Origin of the sequence: uncultured Bacteroides sp. (genome assembly GCF_902472605.1) — a bacterium.
GTDB lineage: Bacteria > Bacteroidota > Bacteroidia > Bacteroidales > Bacteroidaceae > Phocaeicola.
Window position 1 is genome coordinate 23,289 of sequence record NZ_CABROP010000029.1, and the last position, 19,032, is coordinate 42,320.

At 46.6% G+C, this 19,032-nt stretch carries 16 protein-coding genes; 2 read left to right on the plus strand and 14 right to left on the minus strand.

Annotated elements, in window-relative coordinates:
* Positions 1-17: 17 nt before the first annotated feature.
* From RDP42_RS08210 to RDP42_RS08225, 4 genes are read right to left on the minus strand one after another with little or no spacing between them, the layout of a single operon-like run.
* Positions 18-146, minus strand: a complete 129-nt coding sequence (locus RDP42_RS08210; RefSeq protein ID WP_262483167.1) for a hypothetical protein — start codon at positions 144-146, stop codon at positions 18-20.
* A gap of 45 nt (positions 147-191) precedes the next feature.
* The gene (locus tag RDP42_RS08215; RefSeq protein ID WP_204475874.1) at positions 192-1,274 is read right to left on the minus strand and encodes a 3-methyl-2-oxobutanoate dehydrogenase subunit VorB; all 1,083 of its coding nucleotides are present in this window, start codon (positions 1,272-1,274) and stop codon (positions 192-194) included.
* Between the two features lie 32 nt (positions 1,275-1,306).
* Complete coding sequence (locus tag RDP42_RS08220; protein ID WP_022354230.1) at positions 1,307-1,537, minus strand: 4Fe-4S binding protein; 231 nt, start codon at positions 1,535-1,537, stop codon at positions 1,307-1,309.
* A 13-nt stretch (positions 1,538-1,550) separates the two neighbouring features.
* Complete coding sequence (locus RDP42_RS08225; RefSeq protein ID WP_303914868.1) at positions 1,551-1,829, minus strand: tol-pal system YbgF family protein; 279 nt, start codon at positions 1,827-1,829, stop codon at positions 1,551-1,553.
* A gap of 342 nt (positions 1,830-2,171) precedes the next feature.
* Between RDP42_RS08225 and RDP42_RS08230 the strand changes: the two genes are divergently transcribed.
* The gene (locus RDP42_RS08230; protein WP_308763291.1) at positions 2,172-4,466 is read left to right on the plus strand and encodes a bifunctional dihydroorotate dehydrogenase B NAD binding subunit/NADPH-dependent glutamate synthase; all 2,295 of its coding nucleotides are present in this window, start codon (positions 2,172-2,174) and stop codon (positions 4,464-4,466) included.
* A 162-nt stretch (positions 4,467-4,628) separates the two neighbouring features.
* Here RDP42_RS08230 and RDP42_RS08235 read toward each other — a convergent pair whose 3' ends face one another.
* Positions 4,629-5,669, minus strand: coding sequence for a DUF4468 domain-containing protein (locus RDP42_RS08235; protein ID WP_308763292.1), 1,041 nt, complete (start codon positions 5,667-5,669; stop codon positions 4,629-4,631).
* A gap of 228 nt (positions 5,670-5,897) precedes the next feature.
* Here RDP42_RS08235 and RDP42_RS08240 point away from each other — a divergent pair, with 228 nt between their 5' ends.
* The gene (locus RDP42_RS08240; RefSeq protein ID WP_308763293.1) at positions 5,898-6,671 is read left to right on the plus strand and encodes an arginase family protein; all 774 of its coding nucleotides are present in this window, start codon (positions 5,898-5,900) and stop codon (positions 6,669-6,671) included.
* 68 nt (positions 6,672-6,739) lie between these two features.
* On the opposite strand, the gene rpiB is transcribed toward RDP42_RS08240, so the two are convergent.
* The 9 genes from rpiB to RDP42_RS08285 form a co-directional block, all read right to left on the minus strand.
* Positions 6,740-7,174, minus strand: coding sequence for a ribose 5-phosphate isomerase B (rpiB, locus tag RDP42_RS08245; RefSeq protein ID WP_204475869.1), 435 nt, complete (start codon positions 7,172-7,174; stop codon positions 6,740-6,742).
* On the minus strand, positions 7,174-9,189 hold the full coding sequence (locus RDP42_RS08250; RefSeq protein WP_308763294.1) for a transketolase: 2,016 nt from the start codon (positions 9,187-9,189) through the stop codon (positions 7,174-7,176). The genes rpiB and RDP42_RS08250 overlap by 1 nt, the downstream gene beginning before the upstream one ends.
* A 136-nt stretch (positions 9,190-9,325) precedes the next feature.
* Complete coding sequence (locus RDP42_RS08255) at positions 9,326-10,924, minus strand: FGGY-family carbohydrate kinase (RefSeq protein WP_308763295.1); 1,599 nt, start codon at positions 10,922-10,924, stop codon at positions 9,326-9,328.
* A 107-nt stretch (positions 10,925-11,031) separates the two neighbouring features.
* Positions 11,032-12,558: an L-arabinose isomerase gene (araA, locus tag RDP42_RS08260; RefSeq protein WP_308763296.1), complete on the minus strand. Its 1,527-nt coding sequence runs from the start codon at positions 12,556-12,558 to the stop codon at positions 11,032-11,034.
* 46 nt (positions 12,559-12,604) lie between these two features.
* The gene (locus RDP42_RS08265) at positions 12,605-13,297 is read right to left on the minus strand and encodes an L-ribulose-5-phosphate 4-epimerase (RefSeq protein ID WP_204475865.1); all 693 of its coding nucleotides are present in this window, start codon (positions 13,295-13,297) and stop codon (positions 12,605-12,607) included.
* 4 nt (positions 13,298-13,301) lie between these two features.
* On the minus strand, positions 13,302-13,979 hold the full coding sequence (locus tag RDP42_RS08270; protein WP_308763297.1) for an NUDIX domain-containing protein: 678 nt from the start codon (positions 13,977-13,979) through the stop codon (positions 13,302-13,304).
* A gap of 50 nt (positions 13,980-14,029) precedes the next feature.
* Positions 14,030-15,184 carry an aldose epimerase family protein gene (locus tag RDP42_RS08275; RefSeq protein ID WP_308763298.1) on the minus strand — a complete coding sequence of 385 codons (1,155 nt, stop codon included), beginning with the start codon at positions 15,182-15,184 and terminating at the stop codon, positions 14,030-14,032.
* A gap of 179 nt (positions 15,185-15,363) precedes the next feature.
* Complete coding sequence (locus RDP42_RS08280) at positions 15,364-17,109, minus strand: sodium:solute symporter (protein ID WP_308763299.1); 1,746 nt, start codon at positions 17,107-17,109, stop codon at positions 15,364-15,366.
* 466 nt (positions 17,110-17,575) lie between these two features.
* A complete protein-coding gene (locus RDP42_RS08285; protein ID WP_308763300.1) occupies positions 17,576-18,418 on the minus strand; it encodes an OmpA family protein in 843 nt (280 codons plus the stop codon).
* Between the last annotated feature and the right edge of the window lie 614 nt (positions 18,419-19,032).

Below are 19,032 nucleotides of genomic sequence, written 5' to 3' on the forward strand. Positions count from 1 at the left end.
GGTTCTCCTGTAGGTTATCATAGAAAGAAACGGAACACGAACTCCATCATCTTCAGAAAGAGAGAAGCGCCGCATACGTAGAAGAATACGGTTTTGTCGTCTCCCAAGGTGAAGTAGAGTATTACGGAAATCAGCGCTCCAATCATAAACAGTACGTTTAAGACGGCTCTTATTCTATCGGTATCCATAATTTATTTCTGAATCAGTTTTTCTTTAATGGCTTCGATTACTTCGTCCGGATCGGGAACGATACCTCCCAAACGACCGAAATGTTCTACCGGTACCTTGCATTCCACGGCCAGGCGGACATCTTCAATCATCTGTCCGCTGTTCAGTTCCACGGTCAGGATACCTTTCACCTGTTTGGCTCTTTCTTTCAACGCTTTACTCGGGAACGGCCACAGGGTAATCGGGCGGAACAAACCAACCTTGATGCCTTCTTCACGGGCATGCTCCATTGCCTTCTGTGCGATACGGGCGCATGAACCGAAGGCTACAATCAAATATTCCGCATCTTCTGCATCCAGCTCTTCATAGCGGGTTTCTTTCTCCTCGATTTCTGCGTATTTGGCCTGCAGATGCAGGTTGCGCTGTTCCATTACCGCCGGATCCAGTTCCAGTGAAGTGATGATGTTTGGTTTGCGGCCTTTGCAGCCAGTGGTAGCCCACGGGCATTGTGCCAGGATTTCCTCTTCGGTACGTCTGGGGCGGAATTCCGGGAGAACCACTTTCTCCATCATCTGTCCGATGACACCGTCGGCCAGAATCATGGCCGGATTGCGGTATTTGAAAGCCAGTTCGAAAGCTAGTCCTACAAAGTCAGCCATTTCCTGTACGGAGGCTGGAGCTAGGGCGATGAGGTGATAGTCACCGTGTCCGCCGCCTTTGGTGGTCTGGAAATAATCGGCCTGACTTGGCTGGATGGTACCCAGACCCGGGCCGCCACGCATGACGTTAACCACCAGACACGGAAGTTCTGCTCCTGCAATATAGGAGATACCTTCCTGTTTCAGACTGACACCGGGGCTGGAGGAGGATGTCATGACCATTTTTCCGCTACCGGCGCCTCCATACACCATATTAATTGCTGCCACCTCACTTTCTGCCTGGAGTACGACCATTCCAGTAGTTTCCCATGGTTTCTGTTCGGCAAGCGTTTCCAATACTTCAGATTGGGGAGTGATGGGGTAACCGAAGTAACCGTCCACGCCGAAACGGATGGCGGCATGGGCTATAGCTTCGTTACCTTTCATAAGAACAACTTCTTCTGCCATAATTTCTTAGGTTTTGCTTGTTGGGCATTTTTTTATTCTTCACATTTAGCTCTATATACGGTGAGACATCCGTCCGGGCACACGATGGCGCACGAAGAGCATCCGTTGCAGGTATCTTCCACTACCTGCTGTACAAAATTATATCCTTTTTGATTTACTTTTGGGGTGAGTGACAGCACGTGCAACGGGCAAGCTACCACGCATAGGTTACATCCCTTGCATCGTTCCGTGTTTACTACAACCACTCCTTTCATTTTAGCCATAGTTCTATATATCTTATTGATTAAACATATCTTTGTTATAAAAGTTAAGTATATCCATCATCATGCTTCGGGCTTCTGTGGCCGGACTGTCCGGGTCCAAAGAGATTGCTTCCTGGTAATTGTTCAACGCACCTTGCCAGTCACCTTTTTTTCGAAAGGCGTTCCCCAGAAGATAATAAGCTTCCGGCATGGGTGAGGAAGCGGTGAGGATTAAATCATTCAGGCAGGATATAGCGGTATCTACATTTCCTTCATTTATCAGTTGTCTGATGTGATTCAGTCGTTCATTCATGAGCTTTTATATCATATTGTAACCTTACAAAGATAGTCTTTAATTTTGTACAAGAGTCATTTTTGCGGAATAAATAGCATTTTTTTCTGAAAAAAAATTTTTTTGATTAATTGTATTTAGCTGATAATCATTGTCTTATTTGTTTCTTATTTTCGTTCCATTTGAAAAAGATGCATAATTAACTATCTGTGGGCTGAGGGCAGTTGAGGATGTGCTTTTGACTTCTTGTCAGAATCTTATTGAAAGCTTGGAAAATCTTTGAAAGTGTTGTTATTTCTTTTAACTTTGTGGTAATTTATTTATAAAAGGAACAACTAATAATTAACTTTATCCAATAAAACCATGAACAGAATTCTTCAGAAGGAACATTTTTCCGAAAAAGTTTTTAAGCTGGTCATTGAGGCTCCCTTGATTGCGAAATCGCGCAAGGCCGGGCATTTTGTGATTGTCCGTGTAGGGGAAAAGGGAGAACGCATGCCGCTGACCATTGCTGCGGCCGACCCGGTGAAAGGAACCATCACACTGGTGGTACAGGAGGTAGGGCTTTCGTCCACCCGTTTATGCGAACTGAATGTAGGCGACTATATTACGGATGTGGTTGGTCCGTTGGGAAAAGCTACTCATATTGAGAATTTCGGTACGGTGGTCTGTGCCGGAGGAGGAGTGGGAGTGGCTCCGATGCTCCCCATCGTACAGGCATTGAAAGCTGCCGGCAACCGGGTGATTACCGTATTGGCCGGACGTACCAAGGAACTGATTATCCTGGAAAAGGAAATGCGGGAAAGCTCCGACGAAGTGATTATCATGACCGACGACGGTTCTTACGGACAGAAAGGACTGGTGACGGAAGGAGTGGAAGCGGTCATCAAGCGCGAGAAGGTGGACAAATGCTTTGCCATCGGTCCGGCCATTATGATGAAGTTTGTCTGCCTGCTGACGAAGAAATACGACATCCCGACCGATGTGTCTCTGAACACCATCATGGTGGATGGAACGGGTATGTGTGGTGCCTGCCGTATCACCGTGGGAGGAAAGACGAAGTTCGTGTGTGTGGATGGTCCGGAATTTGACGGCCATCAGGTGGACTTTGACGAGATGCTCAAGCGTATGGGTGCTTTCAAGGACATCGAACGGGAGGAAATCCATAAGCTGGACGAGCATCCTGCGGTATGTGAAGCGGAACAGAGTGCTTCGGGCCGGAATGCGGAGTGGCGCGAAGCGTTGCGCAAGCGGATGAAGCCGAAAGAACGTACCCTGATTCCGCGGGTGAAGATGAACGAACTGGACCCGGAATACCGTTCACACAGCCGCAAGGAGGAAGTGAACTTGGGGCTGAACGAAGAACAGGCGCTGACGGAGGCCAAGCGATGTCTGGACTGTGCCAATCCTTCCTGTATGGAAGGTTGTCCGGTGGGTATTGATATTCCGGGCTTCATCAAGAACATTGAGCGTGGAGAATTTTTGGAGGCGGCGCGTACGTTGAAGAAAACCAGTGCACTTCCGGCTGTGTGCGGACGTGTCTGCCCGCAGGAAAAGCAGTGTGAGTCGAAGTGTATCCACTTGAAGATGGGGCACGAAGCAGTGGCCATCGGTTACTTGGAACGTTTTGCTGCCGATTACGAGCGGGAAAGCGGACAGGTTTCGGTCCCGGAAATTGCGGCCAAGAATGGTATCAAGGTGGCGGTGGTCGGTTCGGGACCCGCGGGATTGTCGTTTGCGGGCGACATGGCCAAGATGGGGTACGACGTGACCGTGTTCGAGGCCCTGCACGAGATTGGCGGGGTGCTGAAATACGGTATTCCAGAGTTCCGTCTGCCTAACAAGATTGTAGATGTGGAGATTGAAAATCTTTCGAAGATGGGCGTGACCTTTGTGAAGGACTGCATCATCGGGAAAACCCTCAGTGTGGAGGAACTGGAGGCCGAAGGCTTCAAGGGAATCTTTGTGGCTTCGGGTGCCGGACTTCCGAATTTCATGAACATTCCGGGCGAGAATTCTATCAACATCATGTCGTCTAACGAGTATCTGACCCGTGTGAACCTGATGGATGCGGCCAGTGAAGATTCCGATACTCCGGTGACCTTCGGCAAGCGGGTAGCCGTGATTGGAGGTGGAAACACTGCCATGGACTCCGTGCGTACTGCTCGCCGATTGGGAGCTGAAAAGGCAATGATTATCTATCGCCGTTCGGAAGCAGAAATGCCGGCCCGTCTGGAGGAAGTGAAACATGCCAAGGAAGAAGGTGTGGAATTCCTGACCCTGCACAATCCGATTGAATACATTGCCGACGAAAAAGGTCGTGTGAAACAGGTGGTATTGCAAAAAATGGAGTTGGGTGAACCTGATGCATCCGGCCGTCGCAGTCCGGTGCCTATTCCGGGGGTTACGGTGACACTGGACATTGATATGGCCATTGTCAGTGTGGGCGTATCGCCGAATCCGATTGTGCCTCATTCTATTCCGGGGCTGGAGTTGGGACGCAAGGGAACCATTGCCGTGAACGAAGACATGCAGTCGTCTATCCCGACTATTTATGCGGGAGGAGATATCGTGCGTGGAGGAGCTACCGTGATTCTGGCCATGGGTGACGGACGGCGTGCCGCGGCAGCCATGAATCGCCAGCTTCAGAAGGCTTGATATTTCATGAAAAATAGCTCATAAAAAAACGCAAGGACGTTTGGGGAAAAATGTCCTTGCGTTTTCTTTTAAACGCCCTTGCGTTTTAGATAAAACGTCAAGGCGTTTGAAGTAAAACGTCCTTGTGTTTTGGGTCAAACGCAAGGGCGTTTTTTGATGGGGTTACTGACGCAGCAAAGTACGGGTGATTTCGCCTGTGTACATGGTGTACGATTTACTGCTGTCTGCCTGAATATTCAGTGATTTCAGGTCGTCGGCCGTCATTTTCTGGTTCATGGACTTCTTGCATTCAATCACCGCAGCCGGCTGGGTGCTTCCCTGTGCGTAGAAGGTAATCTTATATTCCGTGCACTGTTCCATCAGGGCACTGAGGGCAATACGGTCTTGTGCAATCAGCAGGTAGGCCACGTTCTTGTTGAACAGTTTTCCGAATCCGCCCCAGTTTTCCGGTTTGATTTCGATTTCCTCTTCGTTGGCGGTCAAGGTGATACGTCCGTTCTGCAGCTGGCTGCTCCAGTTGGCAGAAAGGTCTGCTGCACTCACTTCTTTCAGTTCACCGTTTTGGGCTGAAGTCAATGGGGTGGCTGGTACTACAGTGGGTGTGGCGGTTTCGTTGGCCAGTACTTTCTGTCCCAGTGCGTCGGTAGCCGACTGGAAGAGCTGGTCTTTCAGGTCAATGGTTTCGCGGCGGAACTTTCCGCAGATGGGAGCCAGTTTGGTTTTCTTCTTGTTCAGTGCCATGTCATCGGTAATCCACTCTTCGGCAGTATATTTCTGTCCTCCGTCGCGGTTTTCGTCATACCAGTAACGGATACGGGTCATTGTCATGTGGCAGATACCATCGTCCACATGGATAAGATATTGGTAATAAATACGTGTGCGGTCCAGCGAAAGGGCAGAAGAAGAGAATACGATGTATTCTTCAGCGGAGGCGGCAATGTCACCTTCTTGCTCGTTGGTGTAGACTACCCGGCTTTGCAGTTTGTCTTCAGGTTTGAAACGCTCGTTGGCCCAGTCGAGCATTTGCTGGTAGAGTTGTTCTTTGGAGAGGGAAGGGGCCTTGATGTCATGGGTGAAAGTCACTTTCCCGTCTTCCAGTGTAATGGCTCCAGCCAAGTACTTGGGATCTGAATTGTCTTTTTTATCTTTGGCCATTCCGAGTAAAGGCAAACAGGCCAATAGAATGAATAATAGTTTTTTCATGATTGGTATAATGGTTTATAGTTTTATTTTTTATTTCTTATTTCTGCATATTGCTCGTAAAGATAGGTATTTTTTTTCTCCTGCATGCACGAATCAGGTTTCTTATCATTTTTTTACGGGCATCTGTCATTCTGGCATTTATGGATTGGTGAGCTGAAGTCTTGAGTTCGGATGCATGTGAAGGTATGAAATTTGTGGAATTTCCATAGAGTAAAAATGGAGAATAATATGAGTACGACAAATACCGGACGAGTGATAATTATGAATTTTACGAATGTGTACAAATGGGAGCGTTTTTCCCATGACCGGAACTATACATGGCTGGATTGTACGCATCTGGAGGGCACGGAATGTTATTGTGACAAGGAGAGTGCTGAAGCCCTGAAGCGGTTGATGGCAGATTATCCGGCGGAGGCTATCCATTTCATCGACTCCGGTAATTATCATTATCTGACGAAATTTTGGACCGATAAGCTCCGGAAACCTTTTTCCTTGGTGGTATTTGACCATCATCCGGATATGCAGCCTCCTCTATTCGAGGGTGTCATCTCGTGTGGAGGATGGGTGAAGGATGTGATGGACACCAATCCTTATTTGCGGAAGGTTATTTTAGTCGGGGTTTCGGAGAAATTGAAAGAGGCTATTCCGGAGACGTATCGTGACCGGGTGATTTTTTATGGTGAGCACGAACTTTCGCATGAAGAGGCTTGGAAACGTTTCTCGGCCCAGCATGTAGAAGGTCCGGTTTATCTGTCGATTGACAAGGATGTGCTGGATGCCCATTCTGCTGCTACCAACTGGGATCAGGGACTGCTTTCGCTTCCGGAACTGGAACAGCTGTTGTCTGTGGTGTTGCACCATGAACAGGTCATCGGCATTGACATCTGTGGAGAATGCTCCACTACACTGGATATATTCAAGGAAAATCAGGAGGTAGCACTCGACAGTAGGGCGAATCAGGAGTTGTTGGACTTCTTTCGGCGAAACCGACCTCAGGAATAAAAAAATCCCGTTTCCAATCGCGTGGATGGAAACGGGATTTTCTATATCGTCTCAATGCATAAGACTTTTTACCGAACCGGCATCTTGTCAATTCGTGCCTGGTGACGTCCGCCTTCAAAATCAGTCGTAAAGAATTCTGTCATAATCTTGTCGGCCATATTCTCGTCGATGAAACGTCCCGGCATGACCAATACGTTGGCGTCGTTGTGCTGTCGAGCCAAGTGGGCAATTTCTGGAATCCAGCAAAGTGCCGCACGGATACCCTGATGCTTGTTCAGCGTCATGCTGATGCCTTCTCCGCTTCCGCAGATGGCGATACCCGGATAGCATTCTCCGTTTTCTACTGCCAAGGCCAATGGATGTGCATAGTCGGGATAGTCACAACTCGCGGTAGAGTAGGTACCGAAGTCCTTGTATTCCCATCCTTTGGCTTCCAGCCATTTTTTGACGTATTGTTTCAATTCAAATCCGGCATGGTCGGATGCAAGTCCTATCGTTTTCATCAGAGCATTTCTTTTACTTGTTTATATACATTTTCGGCAGTGAATCCCAGCTTCTCATCCAGCACTTTGTAAGGAGCAGAGAAACCGAATGATTCCAGACCCCAGATTTTGCCGTTAGCTCCTACCAATCCGAGCAAGTTTACCGGCAGACCAGCTGTCAGACCGAATACTTTGGCTCCTGTAGGAATGATGCTTTCCTGATATTCCTTGCTCTGACTGCGGAACAAGCCTTCTGACGGTACAGAAACGATGCGTGTCTTGATGCCGTCTTTGTGCAGCAATTCAGCTCCGGCTACCAGTGTAGAAACTTCAGAACCAGAAGCTACCATGATGACATCCGGATTTTCGTCAGAACCTGCTACGATGTAAGCTCCCTTGGCAGCCTGTGCATAGTCTGTTCCTTCCGGCAACATGTTGATGTTCTGGCGAGACAGAATCAAAGCCGACGGAGTGTCGGTATTTTCCATAGCCAGTTTCCAGCAAACAGTTGTTTCTTCTGCATCGGCCGGACGGAGAACCAGCATGGAGTTCTTTCCGTGGTGGTTTTTCAGTTTTTCCATCAAACGGATTTGTGCTTCCTGTTCTACCGGTTCGTGAGTAGGTCCGTCTTCACCTACACGGAATGCATCGTGTGTCCAGATGAACTTCACTGGCAACTGCATGAGGGCAGCCATACGTACAGCTGGTTTCATGTAGTCTGAGAATACGAAGAAAGTACCGCAAGCTGCGATGACACCACCGTGCAAGGCCATACCGATGCAGCAGCAAGCCATGGTCAGTTCAGCTACTCCGGCCTGGAAGAAGGCACCGCTGAAATCTCCGTTGGTGAAGGCGTGAGTCTGTTTCAGGAAGCCGTCGGTCTTATCTGAGTTAGACAAGTCGGCAGAAGCACAAATCATGTTAGGAACCTGCTGTGCCAATGCGCCCAATACGGTAGCCGAAGCATTACGGGTTGCATCGTTTGCTTTCTGTTGGATGTGTGCCCAGTCAACTTTCGGTGCGGCACCACTGAACCATTCTTTCAGCTGTACGGCTTTTTCCGGGTTGGCTGCAGCCCATGCAGCTTCTTCTTCATGACGGGCAGCTGCGATGGCTTTCAGTTCTTCTGCACGTTTGGCATAGAGTTCTTTTACGTCGTCGAAAATAACGAACGGATTTTCAGGATCACCGCCTAAGTTCAGGATGGTATTTTTGTAAGCGTCGCCACCCAGAGGAGCTCCGTGAGTCTTGCAGTTGTGCTCGTAAGAAGTGTTGTCTGCCTTGCGGGCACCCTTACCCATGATACATTTACCGATAATCAGAGTCGGGCGTTTGCTCTCAGCTTTTGCTGTATTCAAGGCTGAACGGATTTCTTCGCAGTCGTTACCGTTGATTTCGATGACGTTCCATCCCCATGCACGGTATTTCATGGCTGTATCTTCCGTTGTTACATCCTTTGTTTCAGTAGACAACTGAATTTCGTTGGAGTCATAGAACATAATCAGGTTGTCCAGTCCCAGGCATCCGGCAATACGTCCGCTGCCCTGAGAGATCTCTTCCTGAATACCTCCATCTGAAATATAAGCATAGATTGTTTCTTTTGCAAAAGTAGGATTGCCTGTGCGGGCAGCCAGGAATTTAGCAGCGATGGCAGCACCTACCGCAAAGGTATGTCCCTGTCCGAGCGGACCGGATGTATTTTCAATGCCGCGCATTACGTCTACTTCCGGATGTCCCGGAGTAGGAGAACCCCACTGGCGCAGTTGTTGCAATTCTTCCAATGTGAATTTTCCAATGAGTGCCAATTGTGAGTACAACATCGGAGACATGTGTCCCGGGTCGAGGAAGAAACGGTCACGTCCTTCCCATTTCGGGTTCTGAGGATCATATTGCAGGAACTCAGAGTACAGTACATTGATGAAATCGGCTCCACCCATTGCGCCTCCGGGATGACCGGATTTTGCTTTTTCAACCATTGATGCAGCTAAAATACGAATATTATCAGCAGCATGGTTCATTACTTGTTTACTGTTCATATTATTAATTTTTTAATTTATATGCTACATAAAGCAGATGATGGAAACATTGCCTGCTTCTTGAATTTATGAGCAAAGGTATGACATTTATATGTAAATTACAAAGTGGAAGTAACTTAATTTATTTCACACTTTTTTACTTCTTGTATTTTACTGCAGCCTCTTCTACGGGCAGACAAGCCTTGTATTTTTCAATGTAGGCATTGAATCCGGCCACGTCTTCTGCCGTAGGTGATACCTCTACGCCTGCATTGCCTGCAAATACTTTTTCGTCGAGGAAGTCGGCTAAAGACTGCTTCTTGTCATTATTTACCAGATAAGAACCCAGCAGGGCAATACCCCATGCACCACCTTCACCGGCTGTTTCCATTACGGAGATAGGTGAATTGATGGCTGCAGCCAATACGCGCTGGCCTACACCTTTGGTACGGAACAATCCGCCGTGACCAGTGATGCGGTCTACCTTAATCTTTTCTTCGTTGAAGAGGATGTCATTACCAATTTTTAATACGCCTACAGAAGCATACAAGTGGGCGCGCATGAAGTTAGCCAAATTGAATTTATCGTTGGCTGTACGTACGAACAACGGACGTCCTTCTGTCAGTCCTGTAACAGGCTCACCTGAGAAGTAGTTGTAGGAAATCAGTCCGCCGCAGTCTGCATCGCCTGTCAAAGCGTTATTGTACAGCTTACCGAAGATTTCGTCCATGTCGACCGGCATGCCCATCAGTTCCTGATATTCCTTGAACAGGTTGACCCATGCGTTCAAGTCTGAAGTACAGTTGTTGCAGTGTACCATGGCTACCAGGCTGCCGTCGGGAGTGGTGACCATGTCAATCATTTCATAAGGCTTTGACAGGTCTTTTTCCAGTACAATCATAGAGAAGGAAGAAGTACCGGCTGAAACGTTACCAGTCCGCTGTTTTACGGCATTGGTAGCAACCATACCTGTGCCTGCATCTCCTTCCGGAGGACATACAGGAATACCTGCCTTCAAGTGGCCTGATATATCCAGTTTCTTGGCTCCTTCTTCAGTCAGGCAACCGGCATTTTCTCCAGCCAACAATACTTTAGGCAGGATGTCAGTCAGTTTCCAACTGAATCCATAAGGAGCGATCAGCTTGTCGAACTTAGCCACCATTTCGGCAGAGTAGTTCTTTGTAGCTGGGTCGATAGGGAGCATACCAGAAGCATCGCCGATACCCAGTACCTTTTCACCGGTAATCTGCCAGTGTACGTAACCTGCCAAGGTGGTCAGGAATGTGGTGTCTTTTACGTGCTCTTCCTTGTTCAGAATGGCTTGATACAGATGAGAAATACTCCATCTCAACGGAATATTATAGACAAACAGTTCAGATAATTCAGCAGCTGCTTTTCCGGTGTTGGTGTTTCTCCATGTACGGAACGGCACCAGAATTTCTCCCTTGTCATTGAAAGGCATGTATCCATGCATCATGGCGCTGATACCGATGGCAGCCAGTGTTTCTATTTCTATGCCATATTGTTTTTTTACGTTAGTACGAAGGTCGGCATAGCAATCCTGTAGCCCAGCCCAGATGGCTTCAATGCTGTAGGTCCAAAGTCCGTCTACCAGCTGGTTTTCCCATGTGTGGCTACCTTGTGCGATGGGTTTGTTTTCCTGGTCAATCAAGACAGCCTTGATTCGGGTGGAGCCAAACTCAATACCCAGAATGGCCTTGCCTGCCTCAATGGTTGACTTAGCATCTGATTTCATATCAAAATCAACAATTTAAAGTTAAGAAATAAAGCAATATTAAAAATTAAAAGTGCTGCCAGAAAGAAGTCTTCTGTCCAGCACTTTTAATGAAAACTGACAAAGTATTAGCAGAGTGCTTTGTTCAGCATATAGTAAACTTCGTTCATGCGAAGTTCTTTCTTGAATTCACCGATGGTAGTGTCTTTGTTGATGTGTACCATTTCGATACCGGCGATTTCAGCATAGTCTTCCCAGTATTCTGCAGTCAGGTCGTATGAGAAGCAAGAGTGGTGTGTACCACCAGCCAGAATCCATGCACCAGCACCGATTTCGAAGTTAGGCATCGGTTTCCAGAGTGCAGAAGCAACCGGCAACTTAGGCAGCGGTTTCGGTTCGATGCATTCTACATCGTTTACAATCAGGCGGAAACGGTTGCCCAGGTCTACTACAGTAGCTGTACATCCTGTACCTACCTTAGAAGTGAAGACAAGACGTGCAGTCTGGCTCTTGCGAACGCCGATACCCAGGAAGTGTACTTCCAAGCGAGGTTTCTTGGCAGCAATCATTGGGCAAACTTCCAGCATGTGGGCCTGCAGGATGGCGCTGTTTTCACCGTCAAAGTTCAATGTGTAGTCTTCCAGGAAAGAGCAGCCGTTAGGCAATCCCTGATTCATTACCCATACTGTACGGTACAAAGCAGCAGATTTCCAGTCACCTTCTGCTCCGAAGCCGTATCCTTCTGCCATCAGGCGCTGAGATGCCAAACCCGGAATCTGGTCGAAGTGGCTGCCGTCTGTCTGACCCAGGTCGTCGAAGTTGGTAGTGAAACCTTTAGCACCTTTTGCTTTCAGGATGGCGCGGAGAGCCAGTTCAGCTTTGGCTGAGTTCCATACTTTCTGGTATGCTTCAGTAGATTTGTTTTCCAGTTCTGCATCGTGGTCGTATTCGCTGAAGTAAGTTTTTACCAATGCATCTACATCTTCATCTTTTACAGCTTTGTGATATTCCATCAGTTCGCTTACCGGGCAGTAGTCTACATGGTATCCCATGCGCTGTTCTGCTTCTACTTTGTCACCGTCGGTAACGGCTACGTTGTTCATCTGGTCGCCGAAACGGATAATCAACATATCCTGAGCGTCAGCCCATGCAGCACATACACGCATCCAAACAGCAATCTTCTTCTGAGTGGATTCTTCTTTCCAGTAACCTACTACTACTTTACGACGGATACGCATACGAGTGCAGATGTGACCGAATTCGCGGTCGCCGTGAGCAGACTGGTTCAGGTTCATGAAGTCCATGTCCATTGTGTCCCATGGAATTTCCTTGTTGAACTGAGTGTGCAGATGGAGCAACGGTTTTTTCAGTTGCTGCAAGCCATGAATCCACATCTTGGCAGGAGAGAAGGTGTGCATCCAAGTGATGATACCGATACATTTTTCGTCATTATTGGCTGCTTTGAATACGGCTTCTACTTCTTTTGAAGAGTTGGCTGTACCTTTATATACCACTTTCACAGGCAGTTTGCCGCTGGCATTCAAACCTGCTACCATTTCGTTACTGTGTGCGTCTACTGCGATGACTGCATCGCCTCCGTAAAGGAGCTGAGCTCCGGTTACGAACCATACTTCATATTGGTCAAATGTGTTCATAGTGATTTTATTTTATAATTAATTGGTTGGCGTTATAGAGTTAGGTTTATTTTTTCTTTTGTCCGTAGTAAGCGTTCGGGCCGTGCTTGCGGCTGAAATGTTTCTCAATCAGCAGCGGGTTCATGGTCAGGCGCGGATTGATGGCATAAGCAATGCTGGCCATTTTTGCGACCTGTTCCATGACAACGGCATTGTGTACGGCATCGTGTGCATCTTTACCCCATGCGAAAGGTCCGTGATTCTTTACCAGCACTCCTGGAGTGTGTACCGGATTCATACCTTCGAAGCGTTTCACAATGACATTTCCTGTTTCCAGTTCGTAAGCTCCTTTCACTTCTTCTTCTGTCATGTCGGCCGTGCAGGGAATTGCTTCGTGGAAATAGTCTGCATGAGTAGTACCGATGTTCGGAATGTCGCATCCGGCTTGGGCCCATGCGGTGGCATATGTAGAGTGGGTATGTACAACTCCTCCAATTTCAGGAAAAGCTTTATAGAGTACCAGATGGGTTGGAGTGTCGCTGGAAGGGCGCAAGTCGCCTTCTACCACATTTCCTTCCAAGTCTACTACTACCATATCATCGGCTTTCATTTCATCGTAAGATACTCCACTGGGTTTAATGACTACCAGACCACTTTCACGGTCAATGGCCGACACGTTTCCCCACGTAAAAATCACCAATCCGTGCTTCACCAAATCCAGGTTTGCATGGAATACTTTTTCTTTTAGTGCTTCTAACATGTGATTAAAGTTTAAATTTCGGATCTTTCTGATAAGCCTTGTCATTGAATTTGTAAAGAGAAGCTCCTCTTCTGGATCCTGTTTTATCTATTTTATCTGTTTTTTCAATAAATCCCATTTCAGCAATGCGTTTACGGAAGTTGCGCTTGTCCATCGGTTCTCCGTAAATGGCTTCGTACAAGTTCTGCAATTGTGTCAGGGTAAACAACTCTGGCAGTAAATTGAAGCCGATAGGTGCCCTGGATGCCTTCTGTCGCATGATGGCACGGGCCTTTTCTACCATTTCGTTGTGGTCGAAAATCAGGTCCGGAATCTCATTGATATTCACCCAGTGGGCATTGTGCTGTTGTACCAGCTCGCGGTCATACTCGTTGATGTTGATCAGCGCGTAATAGGCCAGTGAGATGACCCGTTCTCCGGGATCACGGTCAACGGCACCGAAGGCTCCAATCTGGTCCATATAGACATTTTCCAGTCCTGTCAGTTCGCTTAGTACCCGTTTGGCCGCATCGTCTGCACTTTCATTTTCCTGAATGAATCCTCCCATCAGCGACCATTGCCCCATGGCCGGTTCGAAATTGCGTTTCAGCAGCAGTAAGTTGAGTTCTCCTTTTTCGAATCCGAAGATGATGCAGTCGATGCCGACGTAGAATTTGGGATTATGATTATAGTAAGTGGTCATTCAATTTTTGACTTTTTGTTCTTTTCAACTTGGTTTCTTGTAGGTATCTGTTATTTCTCCACTGTAAACTTGAAGATACAGTGGCTCTGGTAGGTTTGTCCCGGAGTTAGGATAACAGAAGGCCATTGGGGTTTGTTGGGGCTGTCAGGATAGTGCTGTGTTTCCAGACAAACAGAAGCCCGCTGCGGATAGGCAATGCCTTTCTTTCCTTTTACTGTGCCGTCGAGGAAGTTTCCGGTATATACTTGGATACCCGGTTCGTTAGTGTATACTTCCAGGCTGATACCGTTGGTTGGGCAGGTCAGTTTGGCTGCCACCTGGCTGATATCGCCTTTTGTTTTCAATACCCAGTTGTGGTCGAATCCGTTGCCGAATTTCACTTGTTCGTTGCTGAAGTCGGTCACTGATGGGCTGATAGTTTTCGGCGTGTTGAAGTCGAATGGAGTATCTTTTACAGCCATCATTTCGCCTGTAGTCATGAAGGTGCTGTCTACCGGAGTGATGCTGTCGGAAGCGACATACAGAATATGGTCGGTGGCCGGTTTTGACGGATCGCCGCTCAGGTTGAAGTAAGAGTGGTTCGTCATGTTGATGACGGTTGTTTTGTCAGTCGTTGCATCATACTGGATGTCGATGGCATTGTCAGCAGTCAGAGAGTAGGTAACATGCGCTGTGACGTTACCTGGAAAGTTGTTGTCTCCATCCGGTGATTTCATAGTCAGCACAATGGTACTGTCATTGGTTTGATTGGCATCATATACCTGATATTGCCATCCGGTAGGACCTCCGTGCAGGCAATGGCCGAAGTTGTTTGTCGGAAGTTGGATTTCCTGTCCGTCAATGGTCATTTTCCCTTTGTTGATTCGATTGGCATATCGTCCGATGGCAGCGCCGAAATCACTGGGGATGTTCTGATAATCAGCAATGCTGTCGAAGCCAAGGACTACATCTGTCATCTTGCCGGTTTTGTCCGGGACCATGATAGAGACCAGACGTCCTCCAAAGTTGGTGACGCAGACTTCCATGCCTTGATGATTTTTCAACGTATAGAGTTTGACAGGTTTCCCTCCCACTGTAGTTTCAAAGTTAGCAGGGTTCAAGCCTGATAATGTCAGTTCAGGTTGCTGGGCTTGCTTGGAAGCGCAACCGCTCAATACTGCAAGAATGATACTTGCCCCTAAAATAGATTTATTCATGCTTTTCATATGAAATTATTGATGTTTTTATTTGTGGTGTAAAAGTAACACTTAAAATGATTACTTGTTCATTTTTTTCCAATGTTTTTCAACATAGAATCGATGCTTTTCGATGGTTTTTCTAAAAAAAGAGGATATACAAATTTCCTGTATATCCTCTTCCTTTATATGATGTTTGTTTTTACGGATTACCAGAAATATGCATAGAACAATCCACACAGAACCACCACGCCCAGTGTGGCAACCACATCCCATGCATTCCAGCTTTCACGGATGGCTTTCTTGTAGTCACTCGTGAAGGTGATGGCTGCAATTTGGTCAGCTGTCGGTTTTGCCGTGAACATGGATACCACGTACATCATAATAATGATGAAGACGAGTAACCAAACTTCGAAAATCAGCCAGTTGGTCTGCCAGAACCAAGTGGTATGTTCCCAAAATGCACCTTCCATAGTGGCTTTACCTGATTCGGTGAGTACGTTGGTCAACAATCTGAGCATACCGATGAGGAATCCTCCAATCAGACCCCATTCACCAGCTTTCGGAGTGATACGTTTGGAGAAGATACCGAGGGTAAATACAGCTACCATAGCAGGGGCAATCAGAGACTGGATATCTTGGAGATAAGAATACAGGTTGCCCATGTTCATCATGATAGGCATCCAAGCCAATCCCAAGATTACGACTACGATAGTGGCAATACGTCCTACCATTACATAATGGCTTTCGCTCATGCCTTTCTTCATCGGTTTATAGAAGTCTTCGGTAAACAATGTCGCGCAACTATTGAAGAAGGCAGCCAAGGAAGCTACCAGGGCGCAGATAAAGCCTACGGTTACAATACCTTTCACACCTGCAGGCAGGATGTCTTTTACCATCATCGCGAACGCACCGTCTGTGTCATGTGTGTTAGTGATGTCCATCACGATGTTGCTGCCAGTCTTCTGTGACAAAGCGAAAGCTACCATACCTGGAATCAGGAACATGAAAACGGGGAGCAACTTGAAATAGCCGGCTGCAATTGTACCGCGGCGTGCGCGTGCCATGACTTTACGGTTGTCTTCTCCTTTGGTCTGGCCAAGTACACGTTGTACGATGTGTTGGTCAGTACACCAGTACCAGAAACCGATAATGGATGCTCCGAGGAATACCACATAACCAGGGAATTGCGGATACATCGGGTCGGCAGGATCTGTATGGAACATGTGGGTCGTACCGAAACCGTCGTGTGCGGCATTACATGCGGCCATCATCTGCGACCATCCTTCCGAAATGCTGCCATCGCCCAGGATATTCAATCCAAGAAACAGAACAAGGAATGATCCGATAATAAGAATCGGTGTCTGGATGGCAGAGAGTGTCATGACTCCTTTCATACCACCAAAAACAGTGAAAATAGCTGTAATAAAAATAAGGCCAAGAGCTCCCCACCAGAAAGGAAGTCCAAGTAGATATTCAAAGAAGATACCACCAGTGAATGCGGTTACAGATACTTTAGTCAGCACATAGGCAATCAGGGTAATAATAGACAGCCATGAGCCGGTGCGTTGTGTGTAACGGAATTTCAGGAAGTCCGGCATGGTGATGATTTTCCCCATCTTGTTATTCAGTAGCTGGTAGAACGGAACGAACAACCATCCCAGAATAAGAATCATCCAGCCTTGCATTTCCCAGTGTGCCATACCCACACCGTCTTTGGCACCTGTACCGGCCAATCCTACAAGGTGCTCAGAACCAATATTGGCTGCAAAGATGGCAGCACCGATGATGTACCAAGGTTCCCCTTTACCGAAAAGGTAGTCCTGACTGTCTGCACCTTTCATTTTTTCTTTATCCTTTTTAATTGCACGGTAAACAGCCCATACAATCGCTACGACTCCGATGGCGAGGACCAGCCAATCGAGCCAAATAAATTCAGTTGAATTCCAATTCATAATTGTTTGTACTTTAATTATTGTGTATTGATTTCATGGTTATCAAAATATGTTTTTCTGTGTTTTCTTTTCAAAGTGTATGAATAACACTAATTCGACTGCAATATTACGGATAAGTGTAAAAATACACTAATAAAAGTCCATGTTTTAGAGCATGTTTTCCTGTTTTTTTAGCCTTTCTTTTGCTTTTAACATTTGAGAAATCGGAAAAATGAGAAATATGTTGTTTTGAATTGGGTTAGAAAGGGAATCTGATGCCTGTGGAACTTGATATAGTAGTCATGGACTGTTTGGGCAGAGCGGAAAGGAGAGAGTAGGAGGTGGTCGGACTGATAGAGGGGGAAAGGAAGTTGACAGACCTATGCGTTGGTATATAAATGTGTAATAAAAAAGCCGTTTTCCTGTATGCTACAGAGAAGTCGGCTTTCTTATTACATATCCTTACCATATAAAGGATGATTAGTTTTTATTTTTGTAACATTTGAAACAGCTTGTCCAGTTTCGGTGCCATAATGATTTCAGTCCGGCGGTTTTTGGCCCGTCCTTCAGCACTTTCATTATCGGCAACTGGCATAAATTCTCCACGGCCGCAGGGCTGTATCTGGAGGGGATTGACTTGATATTTTTCAATCAGGATGCGGACCACGGAGGTTGCTCTGATGACACTTAAATCCCAGTTGTCTTTGAATTGTGCAGTATGGATGGGTTTGTTGTCTGTATGTCCCTCGATATATACATCTATTTCGTTTTGTTTATTCAGTACCTCTGCCAGTTTCCCCAAGGCTTCTTCGCCACGTTTGTCAAGTTTGGCGCTTCCGGATTGAAACAGCAGCTTATCTGACATAGCTACATATACTTTTCCGTTTTGCTCGCGTACGGTCAATTCGTCGCTACTAAAGCCGAGCAATGCATCCTTTACGCTGTTAAGCAGATTTTGTACTTTGGCATTCTGCTGGTCAATCATTCCTTGAAGCTCCTGAATGGTTTTCTCACGTTCGTCTAGTTCTTTCAGTTTTTCTCCTAGTAGCGTGTTCAGTTTTTCCTGTTCGCTCATGTTGCTGGACAATAGCTGCTGGTAATGTCGGATGGAATTTCCTTGTCGGTTTGTATCTTGCTCCAGCTGGCTTATTTGTTCGCGCATTTTTCCCATTTCGTTATGGCATTCGTTCAGCTGTCCTTGAAGATTGTCTCCTCTGGAAAGAGCTTCGATTCTACCATTTTCAGCAATCAGAAATTTTTTCTTTGTCACGCAGGATGTACTGCTCATCATTAGTAATCCTGCGAGTGGAAGTAAGAGAGATTTTTTCATGGCTTGTGTCTTTTTCTGCAAAGATAAGTTACTTTGTGCTATGTTGGGAGAGAGGTAGGTATAAATTTGTGGGGACATGTATATTTATATGAAGGTGGTTTCTCTCTTTATTGTAGATTTGAGTGAGGAAAATAGAAAAATCTAATTTGTTGGTGCCTCCATGTCATTTGTGAAATAAAAGTGTTGGAGGCATTTTATGATGAATAAAGATATGAATGATTTGTCGGTGAGATAATCCTTTGTTGCCTTTAAGTTTTCTATGTTTCCGATATGAGAGACGTATGTTTTCCTCTCGGGAAACGTACGTTTTCCAGGGCGGAAACATACGTTTCCCGAGAGGAAAACATAGAAAATGTCGGGAGTCTCTGGAAAAAATGTGCCTGCGGTGTGAGTTTTATACATGCGCGTACACACGCCCGCGCGAAATACATAATGTAATGCTGTTTCCGTCCGTTTATTGGAACGTCAAAAATGTTCACCTGCAACTGTCTTGTTCACAGCTGTTTACAGAAAATCTTCAAAAAATCTGCAAAAAAGTATTGCATAAAAGTTGCAGAAGCGGAAAAAGTGCGTACCTTTGCAACCGCTTTCGAGAGGGAGAGCCGCTGAGAATG

What these genes read in the sequence shown, in the direction of transcription:
- araA (WP_308763296.1), bottom strand. Translation starts at nt 12,558, where the DNA reads ATGAACACATTTGACCAATATGAAGTATGGTTCGTAACCGGAGCTCAG.
- RDP42_RS08265 (WP_204475865.1), bottom strand. Translation starts at nt 13,297, where the DNA reads ATGTTAGAAGCACTAAAAGAAAAAGTATTCCATGCAAACCTGGATTTG.
- RDP42_RS08255 (WP_308763295.1), bottom strand. Translation starts at nt 10,924, where the DNA reads ATGAAATCAGATGCTAAGTCAACCATTGAGGCAGGCAAGGCCATTCTG.
- RDP42_RS08270 (WP_308763297.1), bottom strand. Translation starts at nt 13,979, where the DNA reads ATGACCACTTACTATAATCATAATCCCAAATTCTACGTCGGCATCGAC.
- RDP42_RS08225 (WP_303914868.1), bottom strand. Translation starts at nt 1,829, where the DNA reads ATGAATGAACGACTGAATCACATCAGACAACTGATAAATGAAGGAAAT.
- RDP42_RS08220 (WP_022354230.1), bottom strand. Translation starts at nt 1,537, where the DNA reads ATGGCTAAAATGAAAGGAGTGGTTGTAGTAAACACGGAACGATGCAAG.
- RDP42_RS08275 (WP_308763298.1), bottom strand. Translation starts at nt 15,184, where the DNA reads ATGAAAAGCATGAATAAATCTATTTTAGGGGCAAGTATCATTCTTGCA.
- RDP42_RS08285 (WP_308763300.1), bottom strand. Translation starts at nt 18,418, where the DNA reads ATGAAAAAATCTCTCTTACTTCCACTCGCAGGATTACTAATGATGAGC.
- RDP42_RS08230 (WP_308763291.1), top strand. Translation starts at nt 2,172, where the DNA reads ATGAACAGAATTCTTCAGAAGGAACATTTTTCCGAAAAAGTTTTTAAG.
- RDP42_RS08215 (WP_204475874.1), bottom strand. Translation starts at nt 1,274, where the DNA reads ATGGCAGAAGAAGTTGTTCTTATGAAAGGTAACGAAGCTATAGCCCAT.
- RDP42_RS08250 (WP_308763294.1), bottom strand. Translation starts at nt 9,189, where the DNA reads ATGAACAGTAAACAAGTAATGAACCATGCTGCTGATAATATTCGTATT.
- RDP42_RS08280 (WP_308763299.1), bottom strand. Translation starts at nt 17,109, where the DNA reads ATGAATTGGAATTCAACTGAATTTATTTGGCTCGATTGGCTGGTCCTC.
- rpiB (WP_204475869.1), bottom strand. Translation starts at nt 7,174, where the DNA reads ATGAAAACGATAGGACTTGCATCCGACCATGCCGGATTTGAATTGAAA.
- RDP42_RS08235 (WP_308763292.1), bottom strand. Translation starts at nt 5,669, where the DNA reads ATGAAAAAACTATTATTCATTCTATTGGCCTGTTTGCCTTTACTCGGA.
- RDP42_RS08240 (WP_308763293.1), top strand. Translation starts at nt 5,898, where the DNA reads ATGAGTACGACAAATACCGGACGAGTGATAATTATGAATTTTACGAAT.
- RDP42_RS08210 (WP_262483167.1), bottom strand. Translation starts at nt 146, where the DNA reads ATGATTGGAGCGCTGATTTCCGTAATACTCTACTTCACCTTGGGAGAC.